Raw genomic sequence first — 11,531 nt, forward strand, 5'->3', positions numbered from 1 at the left:
AGTGGGGGCTTAAGAGGCGAGGATCTTAGCCCACTGGATATACCGATCAACCGAAATATCCTGTGCTCTTGCCTTCATTTCAATCTCAGTCAAACTGAGTCTATCTGTAAAAGCTTGTAAATTGGTACGCAGCATTTTTCTTCTCTGAGAAAAAGCTGCAGCGACCACTTTTTCTAAGGCGCTCCATTGAGCATGACTTAAAGCAAAATCCCTCCGGGGAATCATTCGCACCACAGCAGAATTCACCTTAGGCTGAGGATCAAAGGCCTCTGGTGGCACCTCTAGTACCAATTCCATATCGTAGCGAGCTTGCAGCATGACCGAAAGACGGCTGAAGTCTGAACTCCCCTCTTTAGCAACCATTCGCTCTACAACCTCAGCCTGCAACATAAATACCTGCTCATCAATTGAGTCGGCAGCAGACACTAAATGAAACAATAAAGGCGAGGAGATGTTGTACGGCAGATTACCAACTACTTTGCATAAGCCTTGTTTAGTCGAGCGACTTTGTGCCCATGCTAAAAAATCAAACTTGAGGGCATCACCCTCAATGACCGCTAGACCCTGAAGATTTTTTTCATTCCAAAAGGCGACCAAATCTCGATCAATCTCTAAGAGGTCCAGATGGTCAAGATTTTCCAATAGTGGCAAGGTTAATGCGCCAAGGCCAGGGCCAATCTCAATCACATGCATGTCTGCAATAGGATTAATTAGCGCGACAATAGAATAGATAATTCCGTTATCTTGTAAAAAGTTTTGTCCAAATCGTTTGCGTGCGCGATGCATATCTTAGGATTGCTTTCTTTGGTTTGCAGCCAATTGATACGCCAAACGCATAGCCTCAAGCATGCTACCGGCATCAGCAATTCCCTTGCCAGCGATATCCAAAGCGGTACCGTGATCTACTGAGGTGCGGATGATCGGCAGCCCTAAAGTCACATTCACCCCATTACCAAAGGTAACAAATTTAAAAGGGGCCAAGCCCTGATCGTGATACATCGCAATAAAAGCATCAACCTGCGTAATAGAAGCAGCATCAAACATCGTATCGCCTGGATAGGGGCCTGATATCTGAACACCCATTTTTTTTGCCGCCTCAATTGCCGGCGAGATTATCTCAATCTCTTCTTGTCCTAAATATCCAGACTCTCCCGCATGAGGATTTAGACCAGCTATGCGAATAATCGGCTTTGAAATACCAAATTTTTTCTGCAAATCTTGGTTAACAATTTGAATCGTGTCTAGAACTATTTCATAACTTAAAGCTAGTGGCACCTCTTTTAGAGGCAAATGGGTGGTCACCAATGCAACTCGTAAACTTCTTGAAGACTGAAGCTCTAAAAACCCTATAGGTAATGACGCACACAACATCATTACCACGTGAGAAGCATGACAACGTTCTGCAAGATACTCCGTATGCCCTGTAAATGTCGTACCAGCGTCATTGATGATACTTTTTTGAAGTGGTGCAGTTACCATAGCATCAAACTGACCTTGAAGACAGCCATCAATCGCTTGATCTAAAAGATGAATGACATACTGCGCATTCTCAGGATTTAGAGTCCCCTGCAAAACAGGAGCCTTCAGCTCAATATTTTGAACCCGCAGCCGACTCACTAACTCAGGACTAATATTCTTAGGAATAGGTAATAATTTGCTATCGCCCAGCAAGGTAATTGCAACGTTATCTTGCTCACGCAAGAACCCTAGTGCAGCAATAAGCGAGACCTCAGGCCCAATACCAGCTGGTTCGCCAGTACTTACAACGAGATTAACGAGGGGTGCTACTTGCCGCATCTTCCACGTTCAAAATTTTGACAGTAGCGTTATCACGTAGTTCGCGTATCCACTCCTGATAGGCTTGATCTAGTTTTCTTTCGCGAATCGCTGCGCGTGCAAATTGACGTTGTTTCTCGACAGTGAGCTGACCTTCACGACGATCTAATACTTGTATCAAATGCCAACCGAATTCAGTTTTAACTGGGCTACTTACTTCACCAATTTGCAAACGATTCATAGCCTGCTCAAACTCGGGAACCAAGTCTCCAGGACTCATCCAACCAAGATCGCCGCCATTAGATGCAGAGCCGTCCTCTGAATATTTTTTTGCCAACTCAGAAAAGTCTGCCGTCTTAATTCTGATCTGATCACGAAATCCCTGCAAGCGTCTCTCGGCATCTTGGTCAGTCAAACCCGCTCGACTGCGCAACAAAATATGGCGAGATAAGGTTTGAGTGATAGGAATATTTTGAGGTGTGGTTGGAGCGGCCTCCGGAGCAACCGCTTGCTGAGAAGGTGTATTGGCCATTAGTGCACGTCGATCTAATACTTTAAGAACATGATAGCCCGCAGGGCTTTTCACTACAGCGTTAGCCACCTGACCACTACCAGTATTTCGAATTGCTTCATAAAACAACTGCGGCAAACGATCAGGGGTGCGGTAGCCTAATTCCTGAAACTTAATCTTGGGATTATCTTTTGCGGCCATAGCACCCAATTGCATAAAATCAACATCCCCACGTGCTTCACGTAACAAGATATCGGCTTTCTTTTTAGCTTCAGCCTGAGCACCGGCACCAGCAGCGGCATCTACAGGAATAAAAATCTGAGCTACATCGATTTCCTCAGGCCCTCCATTTACTGCTGGTGCAGACCGGGAGGGCGTACCACTCTTCATGACCCTTGTTCGCTCCAAAATAAAGTTATCAATTTCAGCATCAGAAATTTTGATTTTGGCCTCAACTTCTCGCTCGCGATAGCGCGTCATTGAAATATCATCACGCAGCATTTGCTTATATCGATCAAAAGTGGTCCCAGAGGCATTTACTCTGGCCTTTAATTCGGCGAGCGTCAGCTTATTTTTTGCTGCAATCTCACCGATGTACTTATCTAATTCCTTATTACTAATTCCCACGCCCTCTTGCTCAGCATTTTGAATCTGAATTTTTTCAATAATAAGTCGATCTAATATCATTTTTCGCGCTGACCCATCCTCAGGCAACTTAGCGCCCTGCTTTTTAAGTGCCGCAATGCGATCATCGATTTCTTTTCGTGTTACGTAGCCAGTGTTTACTACTGCGGCGACACCATCAATATTTCGAACCTTGCTTTCTGAAGCAGTATTCGTCTTAGCGGCGTCTTGTGCGAACAAGGTAGTTGTAAACATGGCCACAGCAATAAAAGTAGCAACGTTAGCAATTTGTCTCAAGCGGTTCATAAAAAGCATTATTGATAGTTCTCGTATATTGAGGGGGGTATTGGCTTAGAGGTAGGCATATATCCAGGAACGTTAAGCTTCATGATATCAACTGGATTACTTCCTGCACTACCAAAACCCTTAAATTCAATCTGAAACAGTATTGAGGTAGTGGTTATTTGGGAGGTATTCAAAACCTGAGAATAGGCACTTCGGAAAGTCCAGCAATCTTTAGTCCACTCTAGGGCCACCAAGCTATTTAATGTTTTTGTACTTAAAGCATCATAGCCCCAACGCCCCAAAACAGAAACCTCTCGCGTAATTGGCCATTGACCTGAGACGTTATATTGATCAGTAGTAGTTGATGAGGGTACAAATGCTTGATTATTTTGAATAGATGCCTGCACCGGCGGAGACCAAACGTTACGGTATCCAAAATTTAAACTTCTACCCTGTGTGGGACGCCAACTACCACCCACCGTCGTCTGTACAAAACGATTTAATTGGGTGTTGTACTGACCAAATAAGTCTGCACTGAAGTTACCAAGCAAACGCACCGAACCAGATCCCAAGGTATCGGAGTAGGTAGTGGGATTAACAATGTTGCCATTCAAGCCCACACGTTGGCCAGTGAACTGCTGCTTTTGCGCAATTGTCACGTTAGCGCGTTCTGCACCAGTATTCGCCTCAATCATGCGACTAGTAAGACCGAGCGTGGCTGCATTATTGTCAGCAATACGGTCATTACCAATAAAAGTATTTTCATTAAAAATTTGAGAGACGCCAAAGCCAGCATCAGCAGTATCAAAAATCGGGGTCTGCGCCTGACTTTGATAAGGGGTATAAACATAAAAGGCGCGTGGCTCCATTGTGAGCAACATATCGCGACCAAAAAATCCTTTCAATTCTGCGGCATCTCTTTCGAATGCCAAAGCAGAATCTAAACTAAAAGTGGGGATGGTAAATCCCTGAGCAACTGGTGCTCCATTAGCTACAAACGGAGTAGCGTTATAAGTGTTTGACTGAAAACTTATTTTTGGAGTGATGTAATAGCCTGGCGTGACTTGCGGCAAAGCCAGCGCACCCTTCACTACAGTTCGATCGGCCTGGCTATACACACCCGGGGCGGTAGCAGCCAAATTGCCCCCAATGTTGTACGCAAATCTAGTGTAGTCCGTAGAAAAAGTGGTTGCAGGACCGGTTGGCAAGGTGACATATTTTCCACTTGCATCGGCTACCGCTGGGGTCAAGCGATTGTTATAGGAAGCAGTAATGTTTGGCAGAATGTTATATGGCGCCTGAACTGTATTGGTAGGATCCGGCTGCAAAGTTTGAAAAGTCAACGCTCTTGCAGAGACACTCCAATTACTCAAACTACCAGTCAACCCTTTGGTAGTGCCAACCTCCTGGCGGAACTGACTAGTGATTGCTCCAGCAATGCTCTGGGAGAAATCTGTAGGGTACAGATTATCTGAAACCCGAGACATATTGGCATACCCCGTCCAAGAGCCGGGCAAGGGAACTCCTCCGGGAGCAAGGCCGCCACTAAACGCCTGTCGCTGTTGCCAATCATACTTCCAGCGATCAGTACCAGTTTTTTTATCGTAAGGCATATATTCGCCCATGACGGTGCCGGAATACTTGGTATCTAAGAATCGATACTGCGCACCCAACATTGCACCCCGGTGATTCATATAGCGAGGCAACAAAAGTAAGTCACGATTAGGCGCGATATTCACGTAATAAGGCTGCGTAATATCCAGGCCATTATTTGAGTTGTAACCAGCAACTGGCGCAAGAATGCCAGAGCGGCGTTGACCACCAGTCGGAGCGGTAAAGTAAGGGATATAAGCTATTGGCACATCGAAGAAGCGCATGACCCCATGCGTACCAACCATTTCCTTTTCTTCATTATCTATTTCCATAGTGCTAGCTGTGAAATACCAATCTAGATTTTCTGGAGTGCACGTAGAGTAGGTTGCTTTATCAAATACAAAAAAATCAGCACTTTGTACCGTTAATTTTTTAGCCTTGCCATTGCCACCGTTATCGCGTAATTCATATATTGGTGACTCCATTGAGCCTTCACGTACATCTACCTTAAATTGCCCCTTGGGTCCTTTAAAAGTAACGTTCCCTTTTGATAACTCAACATTCCCATTTAAATCAGCGATATCAGTATCGGGGTTATAGGTAATTTCATCCGCCTTCATCACCGCTCCATTACGACGGATTTGCGCACGACCTATTAAATGCATGTCACGCTCAACAACACCTGAAATCGTGTCACTCGAAGTAAAGGTCAGCGCCTGCCCATCATTAATCGGCTTTCCAACTCTCAGCTGATCATCCAACTTTAAGACAGTGACATTACCGCGATCTGGCAGTAAAACTGTATTGCTGCCAGACTGAGAATTTGAAGGCAAAGGAGCGGGGGCCTGAGCATGCCCCGGCAGGGCAAATTGAACCAATGTCACCCCCGTCATTACGCGCAGGGTTACATGCAAAAAAAGAGGGGCGCAAAGGCCGGCGCGACGGCGATAATGACTCATAGATCCAGACCCGCCTTATTATACGAATCGACCATGACTGACTCACGCTTAAACACCCTCCGAAACTGGCTAAAAGCCCTAGAAGCTAGCTGGCAATTAGATCTAGACTCTTTGGTGCCAGCCTCGGCTGATGCCAGCTTTCGACGCTATTTCAGGATTGCGTCCAAAAACCCTAATTTTGGGACTTTGATCGTGATGGATGCGCCACCCCAACACGAGCCTTTGGATGCCTTCATTAAGGTTGATTTATTGCTTTCAGGAGCCGGCTTGAATGTGCCAAAAATTCTCGAGCAAAATCTCGCAGAAGGCTTCTTACTCTTAAATGATTTAGGCACAAAAACTTACCTAGCTGAACTCAATGTTGAGACAGCAGATCACCTATACCAAGACGCAACTAATGCACTAGTTTTAATGCAGTTAGCAAGCAAACCTGATGTATTACCAGATTATGATGCAGCACTTCTTCAGCGAGAGCTTGATTTATTTCCAGAATGGTATCTAAAAAAACATCTGAAGATTGAACTGAACGCGCAACAAACGGAGCAATTAAAAAAATCTTTTGAGCTCATTATTGAAAATAATTTAGCGCAAGCAAAGGTGTATGTTCATCGCGATTATCACTCTCGTAATTTGATGGTGACCGAAAAAAATAATCCTGGAGTGATTGATTTTCAGGATGCAGTTTATGGCCCAATTACCTATGATGCATCCTCGCTTTGGCGTGATGCCTACATTGCATGGCCAGAAGAGCGTGTAATTGATTGGGTTATTAAATTTTGGGAAGCGGGTCGCAAAGCGAGCTTACCAATGCCAAATGATTTTGGTCAGTTCTATCGTGATTTTGAGTGGATGGGTTTGCAGCGCCACCTCAAAGTCTTAGGTATTTTTGCAAGGCTATTTCATCGTGATGGCAAGGACGGTTACCTTAAAGACATTCCACTCGTGCTTGAGTATGCAATTGCAACAGCCAATCGTTATATTGAATTAAAGCCTTTGGCTCGCATTCTGGAATCGACTCGCATTCATAAAGACTAACTAGATATACATGATGAATAAGAGCAATCTCATTCCTTGTTTTTTACTTGCTGCCGGCAGAGGTGAGCGTATGCGCCCTCTCACAGACACTCTTCCCAAACCCTTATTGAAGATTCAGAATAAATCGTTACTGGTATGGCACCTTGAAGCATTAGCAAAAGCAAATATTCAAGAGGTGGTTATTAACCACGCCTGGTTAGGAGAACAAATTGAATCGACACTTGGCAATGGTCAGCAATTTGGGCTCCACATTCAATACTCCCCGGAGGGGAGCGCACTAGAAACCGCTGGCGGCATTTGCAAAGCATTGCCCATCATCGCGCCCGACGATTACTTTTTAGTCATCAATGGGGATGTATTTAGTCCAAATCTACCTATAGCCCATCTTTTAGCAACGGCCTCCAAAATGCGCGCGGATCCCAATAAGCCTTTAGCGCACTTATTCATGGTTCCCAATCCAGTCCAACATCCAGAGGGTGACTTTTACCTTCGAGACTCCGTCGTGAGCAACTCCAAATCTACTGGCACAGAAAAGCTCACCTTCTCGGGTATCGGCATTTATCACAAAGACCTCTTTAAAGACCTGGAATTTGGAGCGCCTGCCAAACTAGCGCCCTTGCTGAGAGCTGCTATGGAGCACAATAAAGTGACTGGTGAAAAATATAGCGGTCCGTGGCACGATGTAGGTACACCACAACGCTTACAAGAGCTCAAAGCAGCATATGAATAAAACGAATATTTATCAACTGCGTAGAAATGAATTAGCAAAACACATATTTGCTAAAACAGGCGGGGGTATTGCCGTTGTTTCTACTGCACCTGAACTGACCCGTAACCGCGATAGTGACTTTCCTTATCGACACGATAGTGACTTTTATTACCTAACGGGCTTTGAAGAGCCAGGTGCCACACTCGTGATGAAGGTTGATCGAAATGGGGGAAATTTCCAACTTCAATCCCACTTATTTTGTAGGCCAAAAGACCTTGAACGAGAAATTTGGGATGGCATTCGCCTTGGTCCTGAAGCAGCACCTGAAATTTTGGGTATTGAATACGCGCATAGCAACCAAGAATTAGATCGAGTGCTCAGTGAATTACTGGCTGATCAAGATGCAATCTATATTCGTCTTGCTGAGAGTGCTGAAGCGGATAGACGCTTGCGTCATTGGATGAAAAAGGTCCGAGGGCAAGCCCGCTCTGGGATCAATCCTCCTTCTGAATTTCATGATGTCGAAGTACCTCTTCATGAGATGCGCTTATTTAAAGATGAGCATGAGATTGATACTATGCGTCGTGCCGCAGCTATTTCTGCTCGTGCGCACATCCGCGCTATACAAATTTGTAAGCCGGGTATGCGTGAATATCAACTCGAAGCGGAATTGCTTCATGAGTTCCGCAATAGTGGCGCACAAAGCGTTGCATACAACAGCATTGTTGCTGGTGGCGCCAACTCTTGCATCCTGCACTATCGTGCAGGCTCAACTGAATTACGTAGCGGTGAGCTTTGTCTCATTGATGCTGGTTGTGAACTCGATGGTTATGCATCTGATATCACTCGGACATTCCCGGTAAATGGGAAATTCACCGGTCCACAACGCGCCCTCTATGACATTACCTTGGCAGCACAAGAAGCTGCAATTGCCATGACAAAACCGGGCAATACATTCATGCAGCCGCATGAGGCGGCGCTAAAAGTACTGACCCAAGGTTTGCTAGATGAAAAGCTCATCAAACTATCAGAAGTTGGATCATTAGAAAATGCTATAGAAGTAGGGGCCTATCGCCGCTTCTATATGCACCGTACCTCACACTGGCTAGGAATGGATGTGCATGACGTAGGTTCATACCGTGAAATGGGTCAAGAATCAGCTAGTGAAGATAAGCCATGGCGCATCCTGAAAAGCGGCATGGTAATTACGATTGAGCCTGGTCTCTATATCAGACCAGCGGACGATCTCGATGAGAAGTTTTGGAATATTGGCATCCGTATCGAAGACGATGCAGTTCTCAATGATTCTGGCTGCGAGCTCATTTCGCGTGGCGTCCCTGTCAAAGCGGAAGAAATTGAATCGCTTATGAAAAACGCGTAAAGATGTTCAACAAATGAGTGCTTCTAATTGCGATATTTTGATTCAAGGTGGTGGTCCAGTTGGACTAGCATGTGCCGCCTGGGTATTACAAAAATTTCCTGATGCAAAGCTCACACTAATAGATCGCAATCCAGAAAAGGATGATGATTTAGTAAATGCAGATAGCAGAGGCATAGCCCTATCGCATGGTAGTAAGTTATTACTAGATACGATTCAGGCATGGCCAAAAGAGTCTGCTCAAATATATCGTGTACACGTTTCACAAGCTGGGCGCTTTGGCCGAGCACTGATGACGCGTGAAGAACTCAATCAGGATGCGCTGGGCCATATTATTCGATATCGTGATATTCACATAACGCTTCGTCAAGCCTTGAGAGCCATTCAGGCAAAAAGTAATAACTTTGTTTGGAAGCATATTAGTAAAGATATTGAAGAAGCCAGTCTACAAGCCAAATGCACCGTGCATGCTGAAGGCGGTCTATTTAAAACTCAGGATTGGATAGAGTCTGGTCGCGACTATGGTCAGTCTGCTTTAGTCGGCTTGGTTGAAGTAGAAAATGCTGCTCCCCATCACGCATGGGAGCGCTTCACTGCAGAAGGCCCACTAGCTGTTCTGCCTAGTCACTATGGCTCCAATGTTTTGAATCTAGTATGGTGTGGATCGCCAGAATCCTCACAATATCGCTTACAACTTAGTGATCAAGATTTTTTAATTGCACTCCAAAAAGTGTTTGGGTCGCGCATTGGACGCTTTCTAAAAATTCAAGATCGTCGTCTTTATGAATTAGGACTGAACTATCGCAAAGAGATTGCCAAAGACAATGAAGTATGGATTGGTAACGCTGCACAAACCTTGCACCCAGTTGCAGGCCAAGGCTTGAACTTAGGGTTGCGAGATGCTTTTTTATTGGCAGAAAAATTAGTTGGCGTATTTTCTGGGTTAGCAGAAGATCAATCTCCAGCAGATATCCAAAATGCGCTCCAAAGCTATGCTCAAAGCCGCAAAGTTGACAGAACAACTACGATTGGCCTAACGGACTTTATGGCCAGGGTATTTACCTCTAATCTTGCTCCAGTAGCGTTAGCCAGAGGACTAGCTTTAAGCGCCCTTCAGTGGCTTCCGCCAGTAAAGACAGCCTTAGCCCGCCAGATGATGTTTGGTAGGCGCTAAAGGGCTTAAATCGCCCCCAAATATAAGCATTCCTGATTTGATCTGTAACAAGGAATCTGCCTAAAAAATAGGCAGATTTGGGGTCGAATGTGCTAAAGTGTCATGCTTTCCGACCAAGCCCCCTTTAGATGAATATTGGCCCCCACCTCCTCGCAAATAAGCTATTTGTGGCCCCTATGGCTGGGGTAACAGACCGTCCTTTTAGACAGCTGTGTAAAAAATTGGGTGCCGGTTATGCCGTTTCTGAAATGGTGGCTTCCAACGCCCTGCTTTGGAAAAGCGAAAAAACACAACGTCGCGCAAATCACATTGGCGAGTTCAAACCTATCGCAGTACAAATTGCCGGTGCCGATCCAGCAATGATGGCGGCGGCTGCAAAAATCAACGTTGATCATGGCGCCCAAATTATTGATATCAATATGGGTTGTCCAGCAAAGAAAGTATGCAACGTAGCAGCAGGTTCTGCATTGTTGCGTGACGAGCCTTTGGTTCAACAAATTCTAGAGGCAGTTGTCAATGCGGTTGGTGTGGGTCCAGATGCAGTACCAGTGACATTAAAGATTCGTACTGGATGGGATCGTCAAAATAAAAACGCGATTGAAATTGCACGTCTTGCAGAAAAATCAGGCATCTCCATGCTGACGGTTCATGGTCGCACTCGAGCCGACCTGTATCACGGAGAAGCAGAGTACGAAACTATTACTGCAGTTAAAAATAACGTAGGCATTCCGGTGGTTGCAAATGGCGACATTACTAGCCCTGAGAAAGCGGAGCAAGTTTTAAAGATCACCGGGGCTGATGCCATCATGATCGGACGTGCGGCACAAGGTCGCCCTTGGATCTTCCGCGAGATCAATCATTACCTTGAAACTGGTGGCAAGTTACCAACGCCTGAGATCAATGAGATTCAGGCGATTATGAATGCCCACCTATTAGATCATTATGAATTCTATGGTGAACATATCGGCCTTCGCACAGCTCGCAAGCATATCGGCTGGTATTGCAAAGGTTTACGTGACTCACATGCATTCCGTCAGCGCATGAATACTGCAGATGATTGCAAAACCCAATTACAAATGGTGAATGATTATTTTGATGAGATGAAATTGCATTCTGAACGCTTACTATTTTTAGAGGCAGCTTAATTCCTGCCGAATCCCTGCTGTATTTTTTGTTTTTTATTTTCTTGTTTTTTGTATTGATAGACTGTTATGACCAATAAGCACCCAATTACCGAATGTATTGAAACCCAATTACAGGGTTACCTAAATGACCTTAAAGGAATGGCACCAACTGATATCTATCAGATGGTTTTGGCTGTTGTAGAAAAGCCGATGTTGGAATTAGTCATGCAGCATGCGAAGCATAATCAATCCTTAGCTGCTCAATACCTTGGTATAAACCGCAACACACTTCACAAGAAGCTTGTTGAACATCAGCTGCTCAAATAAGCCAATAACACTCTACTTTTACCCCTCAATTAGACC

10 protein-coding genes are annotated in these 11,531 nt (G+C 45.0%); 6 read left to right on the plus strand and 4 right to left on the minus strand.

Translation table 11 applies throughout. The features are described from left to right. Positions 1 to 9 precede the first annotated feature (9 nt). The 4 genes from rsmA to lptD are packed head-to-tail and all read right to left on the minus strand — an operon-like array spanning position 10 to position 5,748. Positions 10 to 786, minus strand: coding sequence for a 16S rRNA (adenine(1518)-N(6)/adenine(1519)-N(6))-dimethyltransferase RsmA (gene rsmA / locus PKF022_RS08615; protein ID WP_281776613.1), 777 nt, complete (start codon positions 784 to 786; stop codon positions 10 to 12). Between the two features lie 3 nt (positions 787 to 789). Continuing rightward, positions 790 to 1,797 carry a 4-hydroxythreonine-4-phosphate dehydrogenase PdxA gene (pdxA, locus tag PKF022_RS08620; protein WP_281776614.1) on the minus strand — a complete coding sequence of 336 codons (1,008 nt, stop codon included), beginning with the start codon at positions 1,795 to 1,797 and terminating at the stop codon, positions 790 to 792. Beyond that, positions 1,772 to 3,217: a peptidylprolyl isomerase gene (locus PKF022_RS08625; protein WP_281776615.1), complete on the minus strand. Its 1,446-nt coding sequence runs from the start codon at positions 3,215 to 3,217 to the stop codon at positions 1,772 to 1,774. Before PKF022_RS08625 ends, pdxA begins: the two co-directional genes overlap by 26 nt. 8 nt (positions 3,218 to 3,225) lie before the next feature. Beyond that, the gene (lptD, locus tag PKF022_RS08630; RefSeq protein WP_281776616.1) at positions 3,226 to 5,748 is read right to left on the minus strand and encodes an LPS assembly protein LptD; all 2,523 of its coding nucleotides are present in this window, start codon (positions 5,746 to 5,748) and stop codon (positions 3,226 to 3,228) included. A gap of 33 nt (positions 5,749 to 5,781) precedes the next feature. Between lptD and PKF022_RS08635 the strand changes: the two genes are divergently transcribed. From PKF022_RS08635 to PKF022_RS08660, 6 genes are all read left to right on the plus strand, one after another. Then, positions 5,782 to 6,783, plus strand: a complete 1,002-nt coding sequence (locus PKF022_RS08635; RefSeq protein ID WP_281776617.1) for a phosphotransferase — start codon at positions 5,782 to 5,784, stop codon at positions 6,781 to 6,783. 13 nt (positions 6,784 to 6,796) lie between these two features. Further along, positions 6,797 to 7,513 carry an N-acetylmuramate alpha-1-phosphate uridylyltransferase MurU gene (gene murU, locus PKF022_RS08640; protein WP_281777492.1) on the plus strand — a complete coding sequence of 239 codons (717 nt, stop codon included), beginning with the start codon at positions 6,797 to 6,799 and terminating at the stop codon, positions 7,511 to 7,513. Then, on the plus strand, positions 7,506 to 8,873 hold the full coding sequence (locus PKF022_RS08645) for an aminopeptidase P N-terminal domain-containing protein (RefSeq protein WP_281776618.1): 1,368 nt from the start codon (positions 7,506 to 7,508) through the stop codon (positions 8,871 to 8,873). Before murU ends, PKF022_RS08645 begins: the two co-directional genes overlap by 8 nt. Before the next feature lie 13 nt (positions 8,874 to 8,886). Then, positions 8,887 to 10,044 (plus strand): FAD-dependent monooxygenase, encoded by a 1,158-nt coding sequence (locus PKF022_RS08650; RefSeq protein WP_281776619.1) that lies wholly within the window; start codon positions 8,887 to 8,889, stop codon positions 10,042 to 10,044. 128 nt (positions 10,045 to 10,172) lie between these two features. Continuing rightward, the gene (gene dusB / locus PKF022_RS08655; RefSeq protein ID WP_281776620.1) at positions 10,173 to 11,189 is read left to right on the plus strand and encodes a tRNA dihydrouridine synthase DusB; all 1,017 of its coding nucleotides are present in this window, start codon (positions 10,173 to 10,175) and stop codon (positions 11,187 to 11,189) included. Positions 11,190 to 11,255: 66 nt separating this feature from the next. Further along, entirely contained in the window at positions 11,256 to 11,495 is a 240-nt protein-coding gene (locus PKF022_RS08660) for a helix-turn-helix domain-containing protein (protein WP_281776621.1), read from the plus strand. Positions 11,496 to 11,531: the final 36 nt, after the last annotated feature.

Source organism: Polynucleobacter sp. KF022 (genome assembly GCF_027924105.1).
In the GTDB taxonomy this organism is placed as follows: Bacteria; Pseudomonadota; Gammaproteobacteria; order Burkholderiales; family Burkholderiaceae; genus Polynucleobacter.